We start from the raw sequence: 23,867 nt of genomic DNA, 5'->3' as shown, positions 1-23,867 counted from the left end.
TAATCAATTTATTTCGATCATAACAATCTTTTTAAAAGCAGGTCTTTCGGTCAGCAATTGATACCAGCGTTCTAGATTTGGCAGAGATGGGCGCTCTATCTCTGTGTTTAACCACAGATAAGCCAGTGGAGCTAGGGCGATATCGGCCATACCTAATTTGTTACCGGAGAGATATTGTTGGTTACTGAGTGCCTCATCGACAATTTTTAGCAACTTTTCAATTTCTGCTAAAGTTTGGGTGATGATTTTCGGATCACGTTGATTTTCTGGCGTTCGGATAAAACTGATCATGAATTTTTTGATGGGAGGAAATAGATTGCAGCCTACCCAATCCATCCACTTTTCAACGCTGGCTCTTTCTTGAAGATCGGCTGGATAAAGGCTATCTTTGCCAAATTTCGCTGCAATGTAGCGCACAATCGCGTTTGATTCCCATAAGATAAAATCATCTTCCTGCAAACAAGGAATAACCGCATTGGGATTCATGCGCAGGTATTCAGGCTCGTTGAGTTTGCCGAATTTTCCACCGATATCAACTTGTTGATATGGCACGTTTAGTTCTTCCAGGCACCAAAGAACTTTTTTTACGTTTGATGAGTTTTTACGACCCCAGACCGTCAGCATTATTTTCTCCTTATATCAGGTCACACTAAGTTATCGATAATATGACAATAAAATCAGATGAATAACAGGAAAAACTTTACGTTATTGGGGTTGGAGTCTTCTCTTATAGCATCCTATATTAATAGGGTTTTTATGTTTACTTTGTCGATACAAAGTTGGGTAGTAAAGAAAAAGGGTGAGCGATGATGAAAAAAAGACGACAGACACCGGTAATAAAATTTTTTGCTGTTGGTTTGAGTGTTTTTTGGCTGGCAAGTGCCAATGTATATGCAATGGATGAACCCGCAGCACCAGAAATTGATGCGAAAGCCTATGTATTAATGGATTATGCTAGCGGGAAAATTCTGGCCTCAAATAATGCTGATGAGCGGCTAGACCCAGCGAGCTTAACAAAGATAATGACCAGCTATGTGGTTGGACAGGCGATCAAGTCAGGGAAAATTTCCATAGAAGATATGGTAACCATCGGCGAAGATGCTTGGGCAACGGGTAATCCGGTGCTTAAAGGATCATCCCTGATGTTTTTGAAACCAGGTGACAGAGTTAAGGTTATTGATCTGAACCGCGGTATTGTCATCCAATCCGGCAATGACGCCAGTATTGCTCTTGCGGATTATGTGGCAGGCAGTCAGGACACTTTCGTTGATTTGATGAATAAATACTCTCAAACACTGGAGTTAACGAACACCCATTTCAAGACAGTGCATGGTTTGGATGCGGCGGGGCAATATAGTACAGCCCATGACATGGCACTTTTGAGTCAGGCCATGATCCGTGATGTGCCGGAGGAATATGCTCTGAATAAAGAGAAAGAATTCACTTTTAACAATATCCGCCAGCCTAACCGTAATCGTTTATTGTGGAATAAAAACATGAATGTGGATGGTGTAAAAACCGGACACACGAGTGGTGCCGGCTATAACCTTGTTTCATCGGCAACGGAAGGGCCAATGCGCCTGATTTCGGTGGTATTGGGTGCCCCTAGTGATCGGGTGCGTTTTTCTGATAGCGAAAAGCTTTTGTCATGGGGATTTCGTTTTTATGAATCAGCTATGCCACTGAAGGCCAGTGATACGCTGGTGACAGAAAAAGTATGGTACGGAACTCGTTCAGAAGTGGCTTTGGGGGTTGAAAAAGACGCCTCGGTGATAGTTCTTCGTGGGCAGGCGGGTAATTTAAAAGCCAGTTTTACATTGGATCAAACTTCTCTTGAAGCGCCACTGGTGAAAAACCAAGTGGTGGGCACCGTGAATTTTATGCTGAATGATAAAGTTATTGACCAGCGCCCGTTGGTAGTTAAAGAAGCTGTAGAGGAGAGTGGTTTCTTTGGACGTATGTGGGATCTCGTTGTAAAAACTGTGAATGGTTGGTTTAGCTCGATTTTTGGTTAGTGGGAGTTTAGAAGGCGGAAGATGCCCATATAACGACATATAAATGGAAAAGTGCCAGTCAACTTTTTGGTGACTGGCACTTTTTTGCCACAGGCAGCAACTTCTTAACTTAACGTTGGTTACATGACTGAGTAAATTGCCGCAGAAATGGCAATTGAGCCTGTTACAATAACAAAGATATTACTTGGTTTTCCTGCATATTTGCGCATAACTGGAACTTTATGAATGGCGTACATTGGCATGATGAACAGGATCATGGCAATGATTGGCCCACCCAGTGACTGGATGATATCCAGAATACTTGGATTAAGTGTAGCTACGATCCAAGCGCTCACTAACATAAAGAGGCTAGTGATACGATTCAGCGTTTTATGCTGAATAGTTTTGCCTTGAGTGCTCAGTGCCTTGTTCACAATACCGTTGAAACCTTCACGTGCACCCAGATAGTGACCAAGGAAAGATTTGGTAATTGCAATGAAAGCGATGAGTGGAGCAATGTACTCAATCATTGGCACACGGAAGTGGTTAGCCAGATAGGATAGAATGGTAATGTTCTGCGCTTTTGCTTCTGCCAGATTTTCAGGTGATAAGCTCAGTACGCAACTGAAGACAAAGAACATTACTGTCAGCACCATCATGATGTGAGCATAGGCCAGGATGCGTGAACATTTTTTCTCTGCATGTTCACCGTACTCTTCACGTTTTGCCACTGCAAATGCAGAGATGATTGGGGAGTGGTTGAAAGAGAAAACCATGACAGGAATTGCCAGCCACAGAGTGAACAGCAGGCCATGATTACTTGTAGAAGACATGGCGCTGTCCAATGACAGGGTATCAAAAATAGCGGTGTTCCAGTGAGGAATCAAATATACAGCCAACAGCATCAAAACGGTGACAAACGGGAATACCAGTACGCTCATGGCCTTAACGATAGTTTTCTCACCGAAGCGGATAATGCTCATCACGCCGAGAAGCAATACTAGTGCCAGCAGTGCACGTGGTGGCGCATGTATTTGTAGCTGGTGCACGATAAAGCTCTCTACCGTGTTGGTCAGTGCAACGCTGTAAACCAGTAGGATAGGGTAAATTGCAAAGAAGTAGAGGATGGTGATCAGAAAACCTGCAACTTTACCAAAATGTTCTTCTACCACGCCGGTGATATCTTCACCGCTGTTTTTGCCAGATAAAACAAAGCGACACATTCCGCGGTGAGCAAAAAATGTCATGGGAAGAGCGAGTATTGCCATGATAATGAGTGGAATTAAACCACCAATACCGGCATTGATGGGAAGAAACAGAACACCAGCACCAATGGCTGTGCCATATAATCCCAACATCCATACAGTGTCTGATTTACGCCAGGTAGTGTGATCGCTCTTGTCGGAAGCAGAGGATGCGATTGAACCTGATTGAGATGTGTCCATAAATATCTCCGAAATAACGCGGTAAAGTAAAATTTAAAAACTGCTAAACTCGCCCATTAATAAATGCGCGAGTTGGATTTTTATATGAATAATAAGTTGTCAGATATTGCTTTGATGGTTATCTAAACATTTTTATTACTACATTAATAATTTGGTCAAAATATGTTCATTTAAAACAAAGGAGTTGCAACTCTTCTGTACTGTATTTTGATATCTAAATCAAAAAACTTAACTCCAGACTTTTGATAGGGGGAATATAGTTATTTTCAGTGAAATGTACCGTGATCACTCTCGCAATTGCAAGATTTATATAGAAATAGTAATTTGTTATAAATCTTTATAAAAATGTTGATTAAATATTAAATAAAATAGAATGAGAAGATAGCTTAAGGATATATCATTATTTTTATTTTAAATTCTCGTGCCTATTTATATTTATACTCATAATTATTTACATGTTAACATTTCGACTTGTTTGGAACTGATAAGACTTTAGATATAATGATAAATGTCAATTTTTTATTTTTATATAACCTGATATGTGAATGATTTTCAATTAAATAATTGATTGTAAAAGATAATTAACTGATAATTTTTGTCTTTCATGGCATGTTTTACTTGAATGAAATTATGTTTTTTATTGATCATTCATTAATGAATAATTTAATCTCAAACAATTATTGTTTATAAGGCATATTCATTAACTTAGTATTTGTGAAGAAAGAGTAATCATTTCATAGTAATGTATTGTTAAATACAACGAAGGATTTTTTTCTGCTATTTAAGCTATCTACATAGAGTAAAATAAATGTTAAAAAAATAATTCGCACAAAATAACACCTTCAATTTATTAAGGTTATATGACTTAAGGTAAATTCAATTGAATTTAAGACTTAGGAACCAAAATGGGAATATTCACTGGAAATTCATTGTCAGCGTGAATTTCCAGCAATATAACTATATCTTCATTTTCTAAGCACTAGCTTGAAAAATGAAGTTAACTATTTGGATTTGATTAATTTCTTACCCATCCTCTCCGGATCAAAAATGCACAGCAGAATTGGTAAAGACGAGTAAGTTTGTTTTGTAAGCACTTACCATACAGGTTCCAAAATATTTGGGAAAAAGCACATCCCAACAGGCTTACTAAAAACGCACCAACCATATCAAGCGGCCAGTGAACACCTACATAGACACGAGACCAAGCAATGGCGCAAGCGATGGCCATCAGACATAAACCTGACCAAATTCGGTGCCAGAAGATAAATGCCAATGCGAAAGTAAATACTGCTGTACCGTGGTTACTGGGGAAAGACTCTGTAGGCGCGTGATCAAGGAAATTATAGCCAAACCCTTCAACAAATGGTCGGGCATGCGGAACAAGTGTTCCAATGATATATGATGTAGCCATTCCAAAAGTGAAAGCAATACAGGATTTACTGACGACAATGCGTTGATGTGTGACGGTGCCTTCTTTTCCCCAAAGCCAGCAAAAGGCTAATGTGATGGGATAAATAAATACGAAATATTTCGCGATAAAGACTGCGATTAAGATCACTGCTGGTGATGAATCTGGAGTTGCATTGATAAAAGTAAACAAATTGTGGTTAAGTTGTTCTAGCAAAGTAAGCCTCACAAGCGCGTCATTTACGTAAAATATGATAAATCTATTTTATCAACTCATTGTTAAAATGAGTAATTCTATAATGCAGAGTCGTAGAAAGAGATTGATTTAATTCATGATTTTATTTAACGATTGTTGATGTTGCATGAGTAGATAATATCTCGATGATAGTAACGAAAGATAGCCTCTAGATCGTAAAAGATAGTCTCTAGATCGTAGATGACATTGTGAACAACAAAAAACCCGATAGTCTTTAACCAAAGTGGATGACTATCGGGCTCCTCAAAATGGGGACATCAAAGAAAAGCAGTGGCAGTAATTAAGACTGCACTATGGTGTGAAAGTTCTCATCATTGAGAAAAAAATCGCAAAATTTTTTTTGTGGAGTGAAATTTGAGGTTGGTCAGTACGGCTAAGATTACCTCTATCCAGTAGAATGAATGTTTCTGGCTGGATAGTGGCTTTTTTGACAAGTTTTTTCTGGCTATTTATTGTTTGACTATTTGTATAGTTCCAGATTTTCTTTAGAGTAAGCTTCAAAATCAGTGCAGCCACCGATATGTTTTTCATCAATGAAGATCTGAGGAACTGTCTCAACGGGTTTACCCACAGTTTTTGATAAGTCGTCTTTAGTGATGTTTTCAGCCCAGATATCCACGTAGCGATAATCAAAGTCGTCGCGCTCTGTTTTTAATTTTTCAGCTAGTTCTTTGGCGCGAACACAGTATGGGCAACCAGGGCGGCCAAAAATGACAGTGTACATACAAACTCCTTAGTGGTAATGATCATGAACTTCATAGATTGCCATCTGGGGTTACTATGCCTGTAAGTGTTGGCAAAAAAAAGAAGGAATTGCCTTTTATTGTAATTAGTCCTGCCAATAGGTGGGATTCAGGTATGATAGTCTTACTATAAGTGACGAAGTCTATTTTTCAGACGGGAAAGGCAGATCAAGAATGAAAACAAACTCATCAAAAGAGATGCGCTCATTGGCTGATATGCCCAAGTTGATCATTTTATTGGAAGTGTTAGGAATGGGGCTATTAGTTCTGGCGTATTTGTCGATAACTGATAGCATAATTCTATCACCTTTATTAATGACGACAGAAGCGCACATTGCTATGATCTTATTGGGTATCGGTTGTTTGATACCAGCAGCTATCCATATTATCTGGCATGCGGTCTATCATCTTTCCTTTTTGGGAATTGATCATAAGAAAGCGGATAAAAGTCATCAGGTTGTCTCTGATACTGAAAAAAATAAAATAGGTTAATTATTGGTCATGCTGCTACTCAGTAGGAAATTTCCCAGTGTAGCATGTGTAACATCTTGGTCATATGAGGTTAATTCGATGGATTCTATGGTTATTCCCAATTTGTCAATATTGCGCACGTGGCTTGAACGGCTCAAAATCTCTTATTTTGAGGATGATTCAAGCTCAGTCTTGCATTTGCCTCATATGCAGAATATCGATGGCCTGTTTGATGCCAAGATCGATCTGTTGGGTAATGTCGTATTGTTTTCTGCTCTGGCAGAAGTCAGACCAACTGCGATCATTCCATTGGTTGCCAATTTGAGCCAAATTAATGCCAGCTCCCTTACTGTTAAGGCATTTCTTGATGTTCAGGACGAAAATTTACCTAAGTTGATTGTTTGTCAGGCATTTCCTATCGCTGTAGGCATGACTTTCACGCAGTTTTCCAATTTTATGCAGCAGGGTGAAGAACAAATTGCTAATGTGATTTTTGAAATTCACAGCAATAATCTTCTCTATGTTAATAATGATATGGAAAGTGAGATGGAAGTAGAAGATGAAGAATCATTGACCTCGACGGAAACATCAACTTTTACTTTGCACTAATATTTTTTGATACGGTTTTTTACAATGCAATGTGTGCAGTATACCGCCGGGCATTGTCACTCCTGCCAGTGGCTCGATAAGTCCTATTCACAGCAATTATCAGATAAACAACAACATTTAAAGCAACTTTTACAGGAAACATCAGTAATACACTGGCTGTCGCCAGTTACCAGCAAGACGAGTGAATTTCGTAATAAAGCCAAAATGGTAGTAAGTGGTAGCGTTGAACGCCCATTACTTGGCATGTTGCATCGTGATGGCAGAACGGTAGATCTTTGTGATTGCCCTTTGTATCCGCAATATTTCCAGCCAGTATTTGAAGTAATAAAAATATTTATCGCTAAAGCTGGGCTAGTTCCGTATAGCGTTGAACGCAAAAAAGGAGAATTGAAATATATTCTTCTGACAGAAAGTCGTGCCAATGGTGAAATGATGTTGCGCTTTGTTCTGCGTTCAGAAGCAAAATTGGCTCAGTTAGAGCGAGCTTTGCCTTGGTTGCAGGAGCAATTGCCGCAATTAACAGTGATTTCTGCGAATATCCAACCGACTCATATGGCGATTCTGGAAGGTGAAAAGGAGATCATTTTCACTGAACACCAGATGTTGAAGGAAACCTTTAACGGTATCCCGTTGTATATTCGTCCGCGCAGTTTTTTCCAGACAAATCCAGATATTGCCTCAGAGCTGTACGCTACAGCGGGGCGTTGGGTCAGGGAATTGAATATCAGCAATATGTGGGATCTGTTTTGTGGTGCTGGTGGCTTTGGTCTGCACTGTGCAGATAAAGAGACCAAGTTGATGGGGATTGAGATCAGTGCTGAAGCTATTAATTGCGCTAAAAATTCAGCTAAAAGTCTTGGATTGGAACATGTGGAATTTCAGGCTCTGGATTCTACCCATTTTGCCCTTGATAAAGCACAAATACCTGAGTTAGTACTGGTAAATCCTCCTCGCAGAGGTATTGGCAAAGAGCTCTGTGAATATCTTAGTCGGATGGCTCCTAAGTTTGTTCTCTATTCAAGTTGTAATGCTCAGACGATGGCGAAAGATATAGCTATGTTCAAACAATATCGAATAGAAAAAGTACAGTTATTCGATATGTTCCCGCATACTGAACATTATGAAACATTAGTATTGTTAGTTCTTGATGTAAATTAACTATTTGATTTTATGTGCTTACTCCTGTGATAACTCATGGTTATCTCGGGAGTAAGCAAAATACATGTCAAGCAATTGAATATAAAATGTGATTAATTGCGATGCTCAAATGATAAGGCCCGTTGTTCTAGCATGCGCATCAAGAGTGTCAAAAGACCGTTTATGCAAAGGTAAATGATACCTGCGGCAACGAATACGGTTACATCATAACTACGTCCGAATTGAAGCTGACTGTACCCCATGATATCCAATAAGGTGATCGTACTGGCAAGTGAAGTACTCTTGAAAATCAGCACGACTTCATTGGAATAGGAAGAGAGCGCTCGCTTAAAAGCATAAGGTAGCAGAATGCGCATAGAATGTGCTTTGGACATCCCAAGAGCCTGACAAGATTGCCATTGCCCCGCTGGAATCGCTTTAACAGCCCCATAAAACAGCTGGGTTGAATAGGCTGCACTATTCAATGCCAGAGTGATCATTGCACATAGCCACGGTTCTGACATAAGTTGCCATAACCACGGATACTCTTTTATCAATGGAAACTGCCCCGGCCCGTAGTAAATCAAAAAAAACTGGACGAGGAGAGGGGTTCCGGTAAATAACGTGAGATAGCCTTTTACTAATTGGGAAAGCACTGGCAATTTCATTGCCAGAATCATAGTTAAGATAACAGACAGCAAAAATGCAGCCAGTAGTGCCGTGAAAGTCAAACTGAGACTGGTTTGCAGGCCCGGTAAAATTTCCTTGATATACGCAAACATTATGAAGCACTCCGTTCAAAATGGGTGGTGCGTATTTCAAGCCGTCTGAGGATAAATTGGCTTACTAGTGTAATTACCAGATAGATAGCAGCGACAATTGCATACCATGTGAATGGCTCCTGTGTGCGGGTCGCGATACTTTTTGTTTGTAACATCAAATCATTAACACTGATCAGTGAAACCAAAGCAGTATCTTTTAGTAGAACCAACCACTGGTTACCTAGCCCAGGCAGGGCATGACGCCACATTTGCGGCATAATCAGGCGAAAAAATATTCGACTTTGACTCAACCCCAATACTTGACCTGCTTCCCACTGCCCCACAGGGACTGCTTTCAATGCTCCCCGCAGTGTTTGTGAAGCATAAGCGGAATAAAGCAGCGAAAGGGCGATAACACCACAAAGGAAAGGGCTGACATCAAAATTGTCAATTTCCATCTGCACTTTAAACTGCCAGACAATAAGATTGACTTCAAAACCCTCTGACAGTGTTATTAGAAGCTGTGAACTTCCGAAATAGATGAAGAGAACCACTAAAATTTCAGGTAATCCCCGGATCAATGTAACCCAACAAAAGCCTAAGAATGCGATAGGCTTCCAGCGAACGGATTCCCATGCAGCAAAAAGCATGGCTAGAACTAAGCCAATCATAAGCGAGGAAATGGCAAGGCCTACGGTAATACCGGCGGCGCTGATTAACGATTGAAGTTCACTCATTAGGGTTCAGTTTATTGTTCAAACCATTTTTTATAGATGATGTCATAAGAACCATCTTGTTTAATTTCAGCCAGTGCTTTGTTCAGTTTGTTTAGCAATTCTGCATTGCCTTTACGAACTGCAATCCCTAAACCTGTACCAAAGTAATTTTTGTCTGTCACTTTATCACCAACAGTGCCTAATTCTTTATTCTTTTTCAGCCATTCATTGACGACCGCGGTATCACCAAATATGGCATCAATACGGCCATTTTTCAGATCAAGGATTGCATTCTGGTAGCTATCATAAGGCACGGTCTTGATATCTTTATGCTGTTCCATCAAGTACTTCTGGTGTGTGGTGCCGTTTTGGATCCCTACTTGTTTACCTTTCAGGTCGGCAATGTGGGTGGATTTCCCTTTGATAGCAATGAAAATGGCCGAGTTATCATAATAAATATGGGTGAAATCAACTTGCTTCTGGCGATCTGGCGTAATATCGATACCTGCCATAAGCACATCAAAGCGGCGAAATTTCAGGCTGGGAATGAGGCTATCGAAAGCCTGATTGGTGAATGTGCACTCTGTGTTGAGTTTTGCACATATGGCATTTGCCAAATCGACATCGAATCCCTGAATTTTATTGTTTTCATCAATAAATTCAAATGGAGGATAAGTTGCTTCTGTTGCAAAACGGAGGGTTGCTTTCTCTGCTGCGGTTGCTGATAAGGTCATTGCACTCAACAAGACTGCAAACAATAATTTTCTCATAGCCATATCCTGTCGTTCATGAACGTTGTGGTTGATAACTGTCGTTGATGTTTGTTTTCTGCTCGATTATCGATATATAACTTTCATCTTTTAAGTTGCGACCTTGTTGGTTGTGCAGCAACTTGAAACCCATCGGGTATAACAGATTCAGTGTGGTATATCAGTGTGATAAATAATGAGCAAAGGCTTCTGTTTGAGGCCGCATAAAATGAGTTGCATCACCATTTTCGATAATGTTTCCTTGTTCCATATATACAACCTGACTCGCTGTTTTACGAGCCAGTTCCACTTCATGAGTCACAATAACTTGGGTGATACCGGTTTCTGCCAGCTCTTTGATAATATCAACAACTTGAGAGGTGATTTCGGGATCAAGTGCAGCCGTGGGTTCATCAAACAACAGAATTTTGGGTTCCATCATCAACGCCCGAGCAATGGCGACACGCTGTTGCTGTCCACCAGAAAGATGCAGTGGAAAACGGTCGGAAAATTCATCCAAACGGAGACGGGAGAGCAGTTTTGCCGCTTTTTCCCGTGCTTGCTGTTTAGACTGCTTTAATACTCGACAAGGTGCTTCAATCAAATTATCCATGACGGTTAAATGTGGCCATAGATTGTATTGTTGAAAAACCATGCCAACTTTTTGCCGCAATGCCAGGATCTCTTTGTGATTAGGTTGTTGTTTGAAATCAAATTGATGAGTTGCCACATTGAGTTGCCCAGAGCGAGGCATCTCCAGCAGATTCAATACACGTAGCAAAGAACTTTTGCCAGCACCACTGGGGCCTAGCAATACCACAGTTTCTCCCGATGTACATTCAAAATTGATATCGAACAGAGCCTGATGTGTACCATAGAAACAATTTATGTTTTTTAATTGAATGCTCATGCGAAAAATATGAATAGTTAATGGTTTGATGGGATATTAATCTCATGAACATAACTATGCAATAATATCTGCATAAAATTGTTATTTTCATCAAATAATTGAATTATCTAATCATCTAGCTGGTATTTTTTTAGATCGTTTTTTGTTCTTCTCTCGGAAAAATAGATTTATATTTATACCGAAAAAGTTTTTTTAGTCAGCTTGTAAGCCAAACTAAGATTGCTCCTTATGGGGTAAAAAATGCGATGAATAAAGGGGTCATTAGGCTCAATATAAAACCATGAACGATGGCAGCAGGTACGATACCTACACCACCACAGCGTTGTAAGATCGGTAAGGTAAAGTCGATTGAAGCCGCTCCTGTTAAACCTAATGCAGTTGAGCGATAGCGATTAATTAGCATAGGGATGAGCATAATGGATGCCAGTTCGCGAGCTAAGTCATTGAAAAACGCTGTACTACCAAGAACTGGCCCATAAGCGTCGGAAATTAAAATGCCGGAAAGGGAGTACCAACCATACCCAGATGCAATGGCAAGACCCGTTTTGGTCGGTAATCCCAGCAAAAATGCAGCCAGTACACCGCCTAGCAGGGAACTAATGGCAACCACTACAGCGATAATCGTGCCGCGTCGATTCAACAGCGTTTGTTTTAAGCTCATACCGTTATTGCGCAGTTGAACCCCAACCAGAAATAGTAAAAGAATCAGGGTAATTTTACTGGCATGGTCGGAAAAGTGGAACCATGACCAGCCTGTTAACCCAATAAGAAATCCCAATACTAATGCGCCACATAATTTGATGGAATCTAACGCCATGTGTAATCGAGAAGGCGGCTTTTCCTGTTTATGTGCATTAATAATCCACGGATCTCGTTTATCCACGAGGAAAAGCGCTAGCATATTAATGATAAAGGTGCATAGGAAAAACGTCGTCGCATACAGAAGAATAGAAAGTAAATTACCGCTCAAGTTTTCTAGCATGGCAAGGCTAATGCCCATCAGAATGAGAATGATATAAACCATGACATTGAGTAGCTGGTGAACTAAGACCAGCATCGATTTATTATTCAAATGAATAAGGTAGCCTAGAATTAAAGGCAGGAGAATAATTAACAATCCTGAATACATGATCCACATCCTGATCCAATAAGAAACATCTTTTGTCTAAATAACAATTCATAATTATGCTACACATAGACTCTTTCAACTCATTGTTATACATGTAATTATGAGTGCATGAGGTGTAGCGCTATTTTGGAAAGTTATTTAGTTCTAATAACTTAAACCAGTCGTAAAGGCTAATAAATACATAGAAACAAAATATTTACACTAAGACAACAAATAGGATAAAGGGAAACATACTGAAACTCAACGCATTTTTAATTCTCTAATAGAGTGAGTGTGTTTAGACAAGAAGAGGATAAATTAGACATTTTTCTTATCAGAAATATCTCGTTGATAGGATTCGTTGATGTCGTCTACAGTAAACTGAAATGATTAGATGGTATTTTCTAATGGTGGGTATTTGTTGATGAATCTTTTTTATACCAAGTATCGTTGGATTACTGTAGGGCTTATCGTCATAGCCATTGTAGGTGTATTGAGCTATTTCTTTTACCTGCCGAAGCCTGTCACATATCAGACTAATACAGTTATGAAGGGTAACTTCGAAAAAAGTGTTCTGGCGATAGGTAAGCTGGATGCGGTCAGTAAAGTTGATGTAGGTGCTCAGGTTAGTGGTCAGTTGAAAGAGCTCTATGTGAAATTGGGGGATAAGGTTAAAAAAGGTCAATTACTGGCGATGATTGATCCGCAGACAGCGAAAAATGCAGTGTCAGAAATGCAGGAAACCGTCAAATCACTGGAGGCTAATCTCCGTGGGGCACAATCAGAGCTGAAACTTGCTCAACTTAAAGTGAGCCGCCTGAAGCGTTTGTTTAAATTAAATGCAACGTCTCATCAAGAATTGGATGCAAGCATAACAGATATGCAATCTAAGGCCGCCAGAATTGATGATCTAATGGCTCAAATTAAGCAAAGTAAGGCCAAACTTGATACCGCCAGAACGAATTTTCAATATACCAGTATTACCGCCCCAATAGGGGGTATTGTGACAGACATCAAAACATTTCAGGGACAAACCGTAATTGCGGCACAACAGGCACCAACTATCCTGACACTCGCAAATCTCGATACCATGATTGTTAATGCAGAAATATCAGAAGCGGATATCATCAATCTGAAACCTGGGCAAAACGTATCTTTTACCATTTTAGGGGCTCCTGAAAAACAGTTTTATGGTGTTTTAAAAGATATTCTGCCAACCCCACAAGTTTTGAATAATGCCATCTTCTATTACGCCCGCTTTGAAGTACCTAACCCTGAACATATTTTACGTTTGCAAATGACTGCTCAAATTAAAATAGAACTTCAGTCGTTGCACAATGTATTGATGATTCCAATTTCAGCCTTGGAAAAACAGATATCTTCCACTCAATACGAAGTTAGTGTCCTGCATAATGGCAAAGAAGAAAAACGCAAAATTGCGATAGGTGCTTTTAATAACGTTAACGTGCAGGTTATCTCGGGATTGAAAGAAAACGAACTTGTGATCACCAGTCGCAGCGATAGTAGCGCAAAGGAATCATGATGAGGACGTTACTAGAACTGAAAGGGGTCAGTCGTAGCTACTTTGCCGGAGAAGAGCAAGTTAATGCCTTGGATAATATCTCATTATCTATTCAGGCTGGCGAAATGGTGGCGATTGTTGGCGTTTCTGGTTCAGGTAAGTCTACTCTGATGAATATACTCGGTTGTCTGGATAAACCCAGCAGTGGAGAATATTGGGTTGCCGGGAGAAATATCGCTGATTTGAGTAGCGATCAGTTGGCGGAGTTACGTAGGGAAAACTTTGGGTTTATTTTTCAGCGCTATCATTTACTGACTCATCTGACAGCCGAACAGAATGTTGAAATTCCGGCAATTTATTCTGGTACTTCCAAAATACAACGTCGTGATCGAGCCATTGAGTTGCTCAAGAGCCTTGGATTGGAAAATCGCATTAATTATCGGCCAAGTCAGCTTTCAGGGGGGCAGCAACAGCGGGTCAGTATTGCCAGAGCACTTATGAATGGTGGTCAAGTCATTCTTGCTGATGAACCGACGGGAGCACTGGACAGTGTTTCCGGTCAGGAAATGATGGATATCTTGAAACAGCTTTGCCGACAAGGGCATACGGTCGTTATTGTTACTCATGATCCGAACATTGCGGCGCAGGCCCAAAGAGTCATTGAAATTAAAGATGGGTGTATCATGAGTGACTCACGCTCTTCTGAATATCAAACATCGACTCACTTTTTGCCTGTGGATGCAAAAACTTCTTCAGTTCAACAAATCTGGGGACGTTTTAATGAAGCATTGTTGATGGCGTGGCGTGCCATGACTGTCAATAAATTGCGTACCTTGCTGACGATGCTTGGCATCATTATTGGTATTGCTTCTGTCGTAACAATTTTAGTGATTGGTGATGCAGCAAAATCGATGGTGTTATCACACATTAAAGCCATTGAAACCAACTCCATCACGATTTACCCAGGAACCGATTTTGGCAGTGATGATGCTTTGGATATGCAGGCACTAAAACTTGCCGATCTCCCCGCAATAAAATCCCAGCACTATATTCAGGCCGTTTCACCTGAACTCATGAAAAGTGAACGCGTGCGTCAAGGTAGTATTGATGCTAATGCACAGATATATGGTGTAGGAAATGATTTTTTTCAGGTATATGCCATGAAGTTTGCCCAAGGCATGCCTTTTACTCCCGAAATGATTCATCGTCAGGCCCAAGTAGTTATCATTGATGAGAATACACGTAAAAAATTCTTTCCTTACCAGAATGATGTAATAGGTAAAGAGTTACTTCTGGCAAATATGCCCTTGACAGTGATTGGGGTAATTGCCAGAGGACAAAGTTTTTATAGTAGTAGTTCATTACAAATTTGGTTGCCTTACAGCACGATGAATAGTCGTGTGATAAACCAGAGCTACTTGGATTCGATTGTGGTCAGAGTGAAAGATGGTTATTCAGCCAATGAGGTGGAAGAAAAACTTAATCGGCTGTTGACATTCCGTCATGGTAAAAAAGACTTTCATACCTACAATGCGAACAAAACAATTGAAGCAATGGATAAAACAACACGGACTCTGCAAATATTCTTAACGCTGGTGGCGGTAATATCCTTGATTGTTGGGGGGATTGGCGTAATGAATATCATGCTAGTATCAGTCACAGAACGTACCCGAGAGATTGGTATTCGTATGGCAGTTGGCGCCAGAACCAGTGACATTATGCAGCAATTTCTTATCGAAGCCGTATTGGTCTGTTTGATAGGGGGAGGATTGGGGATAACTCTGTCATACAGCTTGTCTTTGATTGCTCAGTGGATGTTGCCGAGATGGGACTTCGTTTATAACCCCAGTGCATTTATTATCGCCTTTGGTTGTTCAACGGCAATTGGCATGATCTTTGGTTTCCTGCCAGCACGAAACGCTGCCCATCTCGATCCTATAGAGGCGCTTGCCAGAGAATAGTGATGAGTGAAAGTTGAATCGTAGAATGAAGTGGGCTGTGCTGATAGCACGCCACAAGTAAGCCCATTGTTTATTTGTGGCGTGGGAATTATGAATTTTTTATAGGGTCACTCTTTTTTTGATTTTGAGCCATCTTCCAGAGGTACAATAAGGCTGGCGTGATTACCTTTGGGGCCTTGATGAACACTGAAATTCACTTTCTGTCCAGCTTTCAGCGTCCTATAACCATCCATCTGAATGGTTGAATAGTGAGCAAATATGTCATCACCCCCGCTCGCTGGGCAAATAAATCCAAAGCCCTTTGCATTATTGAACCATTTAACAGTACCTGTTTCCATACTTCTCTATCCCTCGTATCACGATTTCGGATTTAGGAGTCACTAAGAATTTCAAAATATGAACAGACGCCCAGACAGGATGCGGTGTTCATAAAATATACTGTAGTGAAATTCATTACGTCGTCAAGCATATAAATAACGTCGAGCTGTCTCAAATGGCTAAAGTTTGATATAGATAACGGTATCTGATTTTTAGGCAAAATCTTTACTTGGTGATCAAAGAGGGGAGAAGCAGAGTGCTGTATGAAGTGATAAAATATATAGCAGTGGAATGAATTAGTTCATACTAAAATTCAGTGGAAAGTTTATACCCAGCGGAAGAATAATGACCGAGTTTTATAACGATTTGAAAGTTAAAGAATTTATTAAGGATGATACAAAACAAAAACTACAACCTCCATCGATGTATAAGGTTGTTCTTAACAATGACGATTATACCCCTATGGAGTTTGTGGTTGACGTATTGCAAAAGTTCTTTTCTTATGATGTTGAACGAGCAACGCAACTAATGCTGGATGTCCATCACAAAGGGAAAGCAGTTTGCGGAATTTATACGGCAGAGGTCGCAGAAACTAAAGCTGCGCAAGTGAACATGTATGCTAAGGAGCACGAGCATCCGTTACTTTGCACGCTGGAAAGGGTTTGATCTGGCTTACTGATTTTAGGAGGAGGTGCTTATGCTCAATCAAGAACTGGAGCTTAGTCTCAACATTGCTTTTGCCAAAGCAAGGGATAACAGACATGAATTTATGACTGTAGAGCACCTGTTGCTGGCGTTGTTAAGTAACACATCAGCGCGAGAAGCAATGGAGGCTTGTAAAGTTGATCTGGCGATGTTACGCCAGGAATTGGAAAGTTTTATTGTACAAACCACTCCCTTGTTATCTGAAAATGATGACAGGGATACACAACCCACCTTAAGTTTTCAGCGTGTTTTACAGCGCGCGGTATTTCACGTTCAGTCCTCGGGGCGTTCAGAAGTCTCTGGGGCGAATGTCTTGGTCGCCATTTTCAGTGAACAGGAATCTCAAGCCGCTTATTTGCTGCGTAAGCACGATGTCAGTCGCTTGGATGTCGTGAATTTCATTTCTCATGGAACGCGTAAAGATGAATCTGATAACGATTCTCACCACAGTATTAATCCAGTTCAGGAAGAGCAGGTCGTAAATGAAGATCGGTTGGAGAATTTCACCACCAACTTGAATCAATTGGCACAGAAGGGTCAAATTGATCCGCTTGTCGGGCGTCAGAATGAATTGGAGAGAACAGTTCAGGTACTATGCCGCCGCCGCAAAAATAATCCTCTATTTGTTGGGGAGTCTGGTGTTGGTAAGACCGCCATTGCCGAAGGACTCGCATGGCGTATTGTGCAAAAGAATGTCCCCGAAGTTATGCAGGGTTACACTATCTATTCCTTAGATATTGGTTCACTGCTGGCAGGTACAAAATATCGCGGTGATTTTGAGAAGCGCTTCAAGTCGTTGTTAAAAACCTTAGAGCAAGACAGAAAAAGCATTCTCTTTATTGACGAAATCCATACTATTATTGGTGCCGGCGCCGCTTCAGGTGGGCAGGTTGATGCTGCTAACCTCATTAAGCCACTGTTGTCCAGTGGGCGTATTCGGGTCATTGGTTCGACGACTTATCATGAGTTCAGCAATATCTTTGAAAAAGATCGGGCTTTGGCTCGTCGGTTTCAGAAAATTGATATTCTTGAGCCTTCGCCTGAGGAGACGGTACAAATTATCAATGGACTACGTGCTAAATATGAGGCACACCATGATGTCCGTTATACAGCAAAAGCCATTCGTGCTGCGGTTGAGTTATCGGTGAAATACATTACCGATCGCCATTTGCCAGATAAAGCCATTGATGTTATCGATGAAGCTGGTGCGAGGACAAGGTTAGTTCCATCTAGTCGTCGTAAAAAGACGATTAACGTTGCTGATATTGAATCCGTTGTTGCTCGCATAGCCCGCATCCCAGAAAAAACAGTGTCGGCCAGCGATAAAGATGTATTGAGAACACTGGATGATCGTTTGAAGATGCTGGTCTTTGGTCAAGATAGAGCCATCGGAGCATTGACGGAAGCCATTAAAATGAGCCGTGCTGGGTTGGGTCAGGATCATAAACCAGTAGGGTCTTTCCTATTTGCAGGGCCTACGGGAGTGGGCAAAACAGAAGTAACAGTTCAACTTGCTAAGGTATTGAATGTCAAATTACTGCGATTTGATATGTCGGAATATATGGAACGCCATACTGTCAGTCGTTTAATTGGCGCACCACCGGGTTATGTAGGATATGATCAGGGAGGGTTATTGACTGATGCTATTATCAAACATCCGCATTCTGTTCTACTGCTGGATGAGATTGAAAAAGCCCACCCCGATGTATTTAACTTATTGTTGCAGGTTATGGATAATGGAACATTGACCGACAATAATGGCCGCAAGGCGGATTTTCGCAATGTTATTTTGGTGATGACAACCAATGCGGGGGTACGTGAGATACAGCGTAAATCCATTGGTTTTACTGAACAAGATAATAGCACGGATGGAATGGAAGAAATCAAACGGACTTTCACGCCTGAATTCCGCAATCGTCTTGATGGCATCATTTGGTTTGATGCACTATCTTCTGAAGTTATTCAGCAAGTTGTTGATAAATTTATCGTCGAGTTACAAGCTCAACTGGATGAAAAAGGTGTTTCTCTGGAAATCAGTGCAGATGCTCGTCAGTGGTTATGTGATAAAGGTTACGATAAAGCGATGGGAGCACGTCCTATGGCTCGCGTAATTCAGGACACCCTCAAAAAACCATTAGCGAATGAGTTGTTGTTTGGTTCTCTGGTGCATGGAGGATCGGTCAAGATTAATCTTGATAAAACTAAACAGGCATTAACATACGATTTTAAGGGTGCACAAAAATCGAGTAAAAAGAAATCAGAAGATGCTGTATTGTAAGTAATGTATTGTTAAGTAAGTGATAACGTAGAAACTGGCGGTAAAGCCTAAAGCCACACCACAGGTTGATGCTGAAAATACCATCACCTGTGGTGTTAAAAGGTATCTTAATCAGCGGCTACGGAAGGTGATACGGCCTTTTTCTGGATCATATGTAGTTAGCTCGACTGTTACCTTGTCTCCAGTCAGGATACGGATATAGTTCTTACGCATTTTTCCTGAGATGTGAGCGGTGACAACGTGCCCGTTGTCTAATTCAACACGAAACACGGTGTTTGGCAGTGTTTCTAACACAGTACCCTGCATTTCAAAATTATTGTCTTCTTTGGCCATCTAATCCTCTAAATGTAACAACCATAGTTTTTAATCGGCAAGATAATGCCGAAAAACCATCATTATGTAAAGGAATGTCGTATTTTAAACCATCATTTTACGAATGATAGTATGATGGATAGTGACATTCCCACCGTGAACAGCATTAATTCCTAAGTGATGATTATACATCCAGCATCTGCGCAGACCAGCAGCCTGATAGTAATGGCTGCTCTCTTAATTGATAAAGATACTGAAGAAACTCTTCCCTTGGGATATTTTTGGCGCCCAATGATTCTGTGTGGTGATTTAATACCTGACAGTCAAACAGTCGACCACCATGACGTAAAAAGTGGTGATAGAATGCTATAAAAGCGCACTTGGATGCATTCTCCATTCTGCTAAACATCGATTCACCACAAAATAGTGTACCTATACAAACGCCGTATAAGCCACCCACAAGTTGGCGGTCATGCCAAACTTCCACTGAATGAGCTAAACTTTCCTTATGCAGGGTTTGATAACCTCGCTGAACATCCAACCCGATCCAAGTGCCCTCTTGTCGTTGGGCGCAATGATATATCACTTCGTCGAAAGCATAGTTTACCGTAATTTGGTAAATATGTTTGCGAATAAAACGACGTAGTGTTCGGCCAGTATACAATTCTCCGGGAATTAATACCGCCCGGGGATCGGGAGACCACCATAAAGGAGGCTCATTGGGCGAATACCACGGAAAAATTCCCTCATGATACGCTACTCTTAAACGTTCTGCACTAAGATCTCCTCCAAACGCCAGTAAACCATTGGGTTCAGTCAACGCATTGGTTGGATGGGGAAATTCATATGAGTTATCCAGTTGAGCTATCGACATAAAATGAATCACTCCTGCTCAGGATAGCTCTGTCGCTGATAAAATTGATAATAACGCCCCAGTTGAGCTAGTAACACATCATGTTTGCCTTGCTCAATAATGTGTCCCTCATCCATAACACAGATTCGATCCATATGCTGTAAACCTGTTAGCCGATGGGTAACAATAATCAGTGTCTTGTGCTGGCAACTGTGGTGTAAAAGTGACAGAATCTGTTGTTCAGTATCTGCATCAAGTCCTTCAGTCGGTTCATCCAGAAGCATTAAAGGGGCATTGTGCAACAACGCTCTGGCAATACCCAAACGGCGTTGTTCTCCACCAGAAAGTTGACGCCCGCCTTCGCCCATCCAACAGTTTAGCTTTTTATCAGTGCCTAGCAAGTTTCCTAAACCTACTTGTTGCAGTACGGTTGCTAATTCATCATCGCTGGCATCCGGTTTTGCTAATAAAAGGTTTTCACGCAGGGTATGGCTGAATATATGTATCCGCTGGGGAATGATAGACATCATTGAGCGCAGCGTTGCTTCATCATAGTTGGAAATAGGTTGCTGATTGAGTTGAATCTCACCGCTATTGACGTCCCATGCGCGGGTCAATAATTGTAAGAGCGTTGACTTACCACATCCTGTTTTTCCCAATAAAGCAATATGCTCACCTGATGTCAGAGATAGAGAAATATTTTTCAATACTGGCAGCGGTTGGCCAGGGTAGGTGAAATCAATATTTTTTATCTCAAGGCTGAGAGCGTTATTCGCTTGTGGCCCATTGGCAGGGAAAGTAACTTCCGGTTTTTGGTGCATTAACTGGGAAACACGAGTTGCAGATGAAATAACTTGCCCCATGTGTTGGAATGCTACGGTAACTGGCCCAAGGGCCTCAAAGGCAGCGAGAGCACAGAATGTAAACAGCGCTATTAATGCGCCTGGTTGATTATTTTCTCCAACACCAGCCGCAGCTAACCAAATCATCAGAGTTACTGTCATCCCTGTAGAGAAAATCATGATGGCTTGTGAGAGCCCAGTTAAATTAGCCTGTTGTTGTTGGTTTTTTAACCAATTGCATTCAGTTTCTGTCATGGATTGACGAAAATGCTTAAGTGCACCAAACACGGTTAATTCAGCCTGCCCCTGCAAGGCGCTGGTGAGTAATGTTCGATATTGACCGCGCAGTAGGGTGATGTTTCTGCCGTAGGGTTTTCCGGCATGGTAAAACACGAAAGGTAATACCAGCAGTAGCCCTAACATAATACCGCCGAGAGTATAGGCGAGGGCGATATCAAGGAATCCCAAGCCAAATGTTAGTACTAAAATCACAACAAATGCGGCGAGGACAGGAGAAATGACTCGTAGATAAAGGTGATCCAATGTTTCGACATCAGCAACGAGCCTGTTTAACAGTTCACCTTGACGAAAACGGGCAATACCTCCCGGAGAAAGTGGCATAATTTTCTGAAAAGTAAAAACACGCAAATGCGCCAATACACGGAATGTCGCATCGTGGCTGACAATCCGCTCACCATAACGACCAGCAGTACGGAAAATGGCAGCGCCACGGACGCCCGCAGCAGGCAGCATATAGTTAAACGTATATAATCCCGCGAATCCAGCCAAGGCAGTACCGGCAAGGAACCAACCGGAAAGTGTTAACAAGCCAATACTGGCTAGCAGGGTCACAATCGCCAATACCATACCTAAGCTAATGAGAAACCAATGGCGGCGGTAGAGTGCGAGAAATGGGAGTAATACACGCATGATTAGAGCTCCACACTACGGTGAGACAACAGACGGGAAAATGCACCTTGAGACTGACGTAAGCTCTGATAATCACCTTTCTCAATCAGTAACCCATTCTCCATTACCCAGATTTGATCATATGCCAGTGTTTCTTCCAGCAAATGAGTTACCAGCAATGTGGTTTGCTGATGGGAGGCTTGATTTAAGGCCATCATCACACGTTGTTCGCTATGTGCATCAAGACTAGCGGCTGGCTCGTCCAACAGCAGTAATTGGCTGGGATGTAATAACGCTCGTGCCACGGCAATACGCTGAGCTTGCCCGACAGACAGACGAGCAGCATTGTCGCCAACTACCGTATTGACTCCATCTGGCAGATTATTAACAAATTCATTAACATAAGCTCGCTCCATCACATCATTGATTTGCTCTTGTGTTGCATCATATTGACCGAGGCGAATATTATCGAGCAGAGTTTGTTCTGGTAGATGTGGATTTTGCCCAACCCAACTCAGCCGTTCACGCCATTTGGCGAGGTTGAGTTCACGCAGTTCAATACTATTAATTTTCAGGGAGCCGTGATAAGGCAGAAATCCTAGCAATACATTGATCAATGAGCTTTTGCCTGCGCCACTTTTCCCAACCAGAGCGATCCGCTGGTGCTTATCAATTGTGAAACTTAATGGGCCAGCAAGGCGATGACCATCGTGGGACAGAATTTCCAGTTCGCTGGCCTCAATCGTCGCGGGGTCTTTATCTGATAGTGTTTTCTCACCGTTGGTTTCTGCCTGTTCTCCATCACTGTTGAGTAGGGTGAAAAGCGATTCAGCCGCCCCTACTGCCTGAGCTTTTGCATGATAAAACGTTCCTAAATCGCGTAGTGGCTGAAAAAACTCAGGTGCGAGGATCAAGGCAAGGAAGCCAGCAAACAACGTAACACCCATTCCGTAACTGCCAAAGTGTAATTCCCCTAGATAGGAAAAACCGAAATAAACGGCAACAACGGCAATGGAAACTGCGGCAAAAAACTCTAATACGGCTGAAGATAAGAATGCCATACGTAGTACTTCCATCGTTCTATGACGAAAATTATCTGTTGATTCAGATATTTGTTCAACTTCAGATTTTCCTCGATGGAATAGGCGCAACGTTTCCAGCCCCCGTAAGCGATCGAGGAAATTACCGCTTAACCTGCTGAGAGCAACAAAATTGCGTTGGTTGGCATCTGCGGCCCCTAATCCCACCAGAGCCATAAACAGAGGAATCAATGGCGCAGTGACAAGCAAAATCAATCCTGCGGCCCAATTAATTGGAAACACGGTAATCAGGATTAAGATAGGGATTATGGTAGCAAGAGTCATTTGGGGCAGATAGCGAGAATAAAAATCCTGCATGTCTTCGATTTGCTCTAGGATAATAGTCGCCCAGCTTCCTGCAGGTTTTCCCTTAACCCATACCGGCCCTAGTTGTTCCAGTTTATCCAATACCATACTGCGGATTTGCTGGCGCACCACCTTGCCACAGATAAACCCGACACGTTCCCGAATAGCATTAATTATTGCCCGCAATGTAAAGGTGGCGGCCAGCATCAGAAACTGATTGATAAGATTTTCACGGGGAACATTGTCCATGATCAGGGCTTGGAGGATTGAAGCTAAGAGCCAGGCTTGAGAGATGATCAGTAATCCACTGATTAGGCCGAGTAGCATCGATAGACGGAGCCACCGACGGGCAGGAGCACTTTGTTGTCTCAGCCATCGAACAAGTTCAGATTGTCTTGTTTTATCCATAAGAAAAATTTCTGATTAGCAGGTGATGATACGGAATATCAAAACACGCTTTATGTTACCTGTTAAAA

The 23,867-nt window shown here is 41.5% G+C and carries 22 protein-coding genes; 8 read left to right on the top strand and 14 right to left on the bottom strand.

The window, feature by feature from the left end; translation table 11 throughout:
- Window positions 1–3 precede the first annotated feature (3 nt).
- Window positions 4–624, bottom strand: a complete 621-nt coding sequence (locus tag H8A87_RS07425; protein ID WP_198689340.1) for a glutathione S-transferase family protein — start codon at window positions 622–624, stop codon at window positions 4–6.
- Between the two features lie 185 nt (window positions 625–809).
- Here H8A87_RS07425 and H8A87_RS07420 point away from each other — a divergent pair, with 185 nt between their 5' ends.
- Window positions 810–2,015, top strand: coding sequence for a serine hydrolase (locus H8A87_RS07420; protein ID WP_408646877.1), 1,206 nt, complete (start codon window positions 810–812; stop codon window positions 2,013–2,015).
- Window positions 2,016–2,134: 119 nt separating this feature from the next.
- On the opposite strand, the gene H8A87_RS07415 is transcribed toward H8A87_RS07420, so the two are convergent.
- From H8A87_RS07415 to H8A87_RS07405, 3 genes are all read right to left on the bottom strand, one after another.
- Window positions 2,135–3,439: an HAAAP family serine/threonine permease gene (locus H8A87_RS07415; RefSeq protein ID WP_198689338.1), complete on the bottom strand. Its 1,305-nt coding sequence runs from the start codon at window positions 3,437–3,439 to the stop codon at window positions 2,135–2,137.
- Between the two features lie 1,015 nt (window positions 3,440–4,454).
- Window positions 4,455–5,063 (bottom strand): undecaprenyl-diphosphate phosphatase, encoded by a 609-nt coding sequence (ybjG, locus tag H8A87_RS07410; protein ID WP_198689337.1) that lies wholly within the window; start codon window positions 5,061–5,063, stop codon window positions 4,455–4,457.
- 499 nt (window positions 5,064–5,562) lie between these two features.
- Complete coding sequence (locus H8A87_RS07405; RefSeq protein WP_198689336.1) at window positions 5,563–5,826, bottom strand: GrxA family glutaredoxin; 264 nt, start codon at window positions 5,824–5,826, stop codon at window positions 5,563–5,565.
- 193 nt (window positions 5,827–6,019) lie between these two features.
- Here H8A87_RS07405 and H8A87_RS07400 point away from each other — a divergent pair, with 193 nt between their 5' ends.
- The 3 genes from H8A87_RS07400 to rlmC all read left to right on the top strand — a co-directional run bounded on the left by H8A87_RS07400 (window position 6,020) and on the right by rlmC (window position 8,083).
- Window positions 6,020–6,337 (top strand): YbjC family protein, encoded by a 318-nt coding sequence (locus H8A87_RS07400; RefSeq protein WP_198689335.1) that lies wholly within the window; start codon window positions 6,020–6,022, stop codon window positions 6,335–6,337.
- 78 nt (window positions 6,338–6,415) lie between these two features.
- Window positions 6,416–6,925 carry a type III secretion system chaperone family protein gene (locus H8A87_RS07395; protein ID WP_198689334.1) on the top strand — a complete coding sequence of 170 codons (510 nt, stop codon included), beginning with the start codon at window positions 6,416–6,418 and terminating at the stop codon, window positions 6,923–6,925.
- 24 nt (window positions 6,926–6,949) lie between these two features.
- Complete coding sequence (rlmC, locus tag H8A87_RS07390) at window positions 6,950–8,083, top strand: 23S rRNA (uracil(747)-C(5))-methyltransferase RlmC (protein ID WP_198689333.1); 1,134 nt, start codon at window positions 6,950–6,952, stop codon at window positions 8,081–8,083.
- Window positions 8,084–8,175: 92 nt separating this feature from the next.
- Here rlmC and artM read toward each other — a convergent pair whose 3' ends face one another.
- The 5 genes from artM to H8A87_RS07365 form a co-directional block, all read right to left on the bottom strand.
- Window positions 8,176–8,844: an arginine ABC transporter permease ArtM gene (gene artM, locus H8A87_RS07385; protein ID WP_198689332.1), complete on the bottom strand. Its 669-nt coding sequence runs from the start codon at window positions 8,842–8,844 to the stop codon at window positions 8,176–8,178.
- Window positions 8,844–9,560 carry an arginine ABC transporter permease ArtQ gene (gene artQ, locus H8A87_RS07380; RefSeq protein ID WP_198689331.1) on the bottom strand — a complete coding sequence of 239 codons (717 nt, stop codon included), beginning with the start codon at window positions 9,558–9,560 and terminating at the stop codon, window positions 8,844–8,846. Before artQ ends, artM begins: the two co-directional genes overlap by 1 nt.
- 11 nt (window positions 9,561–9,571) lie before the next feature.
- Entirely contained in the window at window positions 9,572–10,309 is a 738-nt protein-coding gene (gene artJ / locus H8A87_RS07375) for an arginine ABC transporter substrate-binding protein (protein ID WP_198689330.1), read from the bottom strand.
- Window positions 10,310–10,469: 160 nt separating this feature from the next.
- Complete coding sequence (gene artP / locus H8A87_RS07370) at window positions 10,470–11,198, bottom strand: arginine ABC transporter ATP-binding protein ArtP (protein WP_198689329.1); 729 nt, start codon at window positions 11,196–11,198, stop codon at window positions 10,470–10,472.
- 226 nt (window positions 11,199–11,424) lie between these two features.
- Window positions 11,425–12,327: a lysine exporter LysO family protein gene (locus H8A87_RS07365; protein ID WP_198689328.1), complete on the bottom strand. Its 903-nt coding sequence runs from the start codon at window positions 12,325–12,327 to the stop codon at window positions 11,425–11,427.
- 403 nt (window positions 12,328–12,730) lie between these two features.
- Between H8A87_RS07365 and macA the strand changes: the two genes are divergently transcribed.
- The gene (gene macA / locus H8A87_RS07360; protein ID WP_198689327.1) at window positions 12,731–13,849 is read left to right on the top strand and encodes a macrolide transporter subunit MacA; all 1,119 of its coding nucleotides are present in this window, start codon (window positions 12,731–12,733) and stop codon (window positions 13,847–13,849) included.
- Window positions 13,849–15,789 carry a macrolide ABC transporter ATP-binding protein/permease MacB gene (gene macB, locus H8A87_RS07355; RefSeq protein WP_198689359.1) on the top strand — a complete coding sequence of 647 codons (1,941 nt, stop codon included), beginning with the start codon at window positions 13,849–13,851 and terminating at the stop codon, window positions 15,787–15,789. The genes macA and macB overlap by 1 nt, the downstream gene beginning before the upstream one ends.
- 107 nt (window positions 15,790–15,896) lie before the next feature.
- Here macB and cspD read toward each other — a convergent pair whose 3' ends face one another.
- Window positions 15,897–16,127 (bottom strand): cold shock-like protein CspD, encoded by a 231-nt coding sequence (gene cspD, locus H8A87_RS07350; RefSeq protein WP_198689326.1) that lies wholly within the window; start codon window positions 16,125–16,127, stop codon window positions 15,897–15,899.
- A gap of 325 nt (window positions 16,128–16,452) precedes the next feature.
- Between cspD and clpS the strand changes: the two genes are divergently transcribed.
- Both clpS and clpA read left to right on the top strand, forming a co-directional pair.
- The gene (gene clpS, locus H8A87_RS07345) at window positions 16,453–16,773 is read left to right on the top strand and encodes an ATP-dependent Clp protease adapter ClpS (protein ID WP_198689325.1); all 321 of its coding nucleotides are present in this window, start codon (window positions 16,453–16,455) and stop codon (window positions 16,771–16,773) included.
- 31 nt (window positions 16,774–16,804) lie between these two features.
- Window positions 16,805–19,090, top strand: coding sequence for an ATP-dependent Clp protease ATP-binding subunit ClpA (gene clpA, locus H8A87_RS07340; protein ID WP_198689324.1), 2,286 nt, complete (start codon window positions 16,805–16,807; stop codon window positions 19,088–19,090).
- Between the two features lie 111 nt (window positions 19,091–19,201).
- On the opposite strand, the gene infA is transcribed toward clpA, so the two are convergent.
- The 4 genes from infA to cydD all read right to left on the bottom strand — a co-directional run bounded on the left by infA (window position 19,202) and on the right by cydD (window position 23,799).
- On the bottom strand, window positions 19,202–19,423 hold the full coding sequence (infA, locus tag H8A87_RS07335; RefSeq protein ID WP_198689323.1) for a translation initiation factor IF-1: 222 nt from the start codon (window positions 19,421–19,423) through the stop codon (window positions 19,202–19,204).
- A 163-nt stretch (window positions 19,424–19,586) separates the two neighbouring features.
- Window positions 19,587–20,276: a leucyl/phenylalanyl-tRNA--protein transferase gene (aat, locus tag H8A87_RS07330; protein ID WP_198689322.1), complete on the bottom strand. Its 690-nt coding sequence runs from the start codon at window positions 20,274–20,276 to the stop codon at window positions 19,587–19,589.
- A gap of 8 nt (window positions 20,277–20,284) precedes the next feature.
- Entirely contained in the window at window positions 20,285–22,027 is a 1,743-nt protein-coding gene (gene cydC / locus H8A87_RS07325) for a heme ABC transporter ATP-binding protein/permease CydC (protein ID WP_198689321.1), read from the bottom strand.
- A 2-nt stretch (window positions 22,028–22,029) separates the two neighbouring features.
- A complete protein-coding gene (gene cydD / locus H8A87_RS07320) occupies window positions 22,030–23,799 on the bottom strand; it encodes a heme ABC transporter permease/ATP-binding protein CydD (protein ID WP_198689320.1) in 1,770 nt (589 codons plus the stop codon).
- Window positions 23,800–23,867: the final 68 nt, after the last annotated feature.

The organism is Xenorhabdus lircayensis (assembly GCF_016306625.1).
GTDB lineage: Bacteria > Pseudomonadota > Gammaproteobacteria > Enterobacterales > Enterobacteriaceae > Xenorhabdus > Xenorhabdus lircayensis.
This window is presented reverse-complemented; position numbering and strand designations above follow the sequence as displayed.

Excerpts from the sequence above, each read along its gene's own strand:
- H8A87_RS07425 (WP_198689340.1), bottom strand. The coding sequence starts at position 624 with ATGCTGACGGTCTGGGGTCGTAAAAACTCATCAAACGTAAAAAAAGTT.
- artJ (WP_198689330.1), bottom strand. The coding sequence starts at position 10,309 with ATGAGAAAATTATTGTTTGCAGTCTTGTTGAGTGCAATGACCTTATCA.
- cspD (WP_198689326.1), bottom strand. The coding sequence starts at position 16,127 with ATGGAAACAGGTACTGTTAAATGGTTCAATAATGCAAAGGGCTTTGGA.
- artQ (WP_198689331.1), bottom strand. The coding sequence starts at position 9,560 with ATGAGTGAACTTCAATCGTTAATCAGCGCCGCCGGTATTACCGTAGGC.
- cydC (WP_198689321.1), bottom strand. The coding sequence starts at position 22,027 with ATGCGTGTATTACTCCCATTTCTCGCACTCTACCGCCGCCATTGGTTT.
- infA (WP_198689323.1), bottom strand. The coding sequence starts at position 19,423 with ATGGCCAAAGAAGACAATAATTTTGAAATGCAGGGTACTGTGTTAGAA.
- H8A87_RS07395 (WP_198689334.1), top strand. The coding sequence starts at position 6,416 with ATGGATTCTATGGTTATTCCCAATTTGTCAATATTGCGCACGTGGCTT.
- artP (WP_198689329.1), bottom strand. The coding sequence starts at position 11,198 with ATGAGCATTCAATTAAAAAACATAAATTGTTTCTATGGTACACATCAG.
- macB (WP_198689359.1), top strand. The coding sequence starts at position 13,849 with ATGAGGACGTTACTAGAACTGAAAGGGGTCAGTCGTAGCTACTTTGCC.
- clpA (WP_198689324.1), top strand. The coding sequence starts at position 16,805 with ATGCTCAATCAAGAACTGGAGCTTAGTCTCAACATTGCTTTTGCCAAA.
- artM (WP_198689332.1), bottom strand. The coding sequence starts at position 8,844 with ATGTTTGCGTATATCAAGGAAATTTTACCGGGCCTGCAAACCAGTCTC.
- H8A87_RS07400 (WP_198689335.1), top strand. The coding sequence starts at position 6,020 with ATGAAAACAAACTCATCAAAAGAGATGCGCTCATTGGCTGATATGCCC.
- rlmC (WP_198689333.1), top strand. The coding sequence starts at position 6,950 with ATGCAATGTGTGCAGTATACCGCCGGGCATTGTCACTCCTGCCAGTGG.
- clpS (WP_198689325.1), top strand. The coding sequence starts at position 16,453 with ATGACCGAGTTTTATAACGATTTGAAAGTTAAAGAATTTATTAAGGAT.
- H8A87_RS07405 (WP_198689336.1), bottom strand. The coding sequence starts at position 5,826 with ATGTACACTGTCATTTTTGGCCGCCCTGGTTGCCCATACTGTGTTCGC.
- cydD (WP_198689320.1), bottom strand. The coding sequence starts at position 23,799 with ATGGATAAAACAAGACAATCTGAACTTGTTCGATGGCTGAGACAACAA.
- macA (WP_198689327.1), top strand. The coding sequence starts at position 12,731 with ATGAATCTTTTTTATACCAAGTATCGTTGGATTACTGTAGGGCTTATC.
- aat (WP_198689322.1), bottom strand. The coding sequence starts at position 20,276 with ATGTCGATAGCTCAACTGGATAACTCATATGAATTTCCCCATCCAACC.
- H8A87_RS07415 (WP_198689338.1), bottom strand. The coding sequence starts at position 3,439 with ATGGACACATCTCAATCAGGTTCAATCGCATCCTCTGCTTCCGACAAG.
- H8A87_RS07365 (WP_198689328.1), bottom strand. The coding sequence starts at position 12,327 with ATGTATTCAGGATTGTTAATTATTCTCCTGCCTTTAATTCTAGGCTAC.
- H8A87_RS07420 (WP_408646877.1), top strand. The coding sequence starts at position 810 with ATGAAAAAAAGACGACAGACACCGGTAATAAAATTTTTTGCTGTTGGT.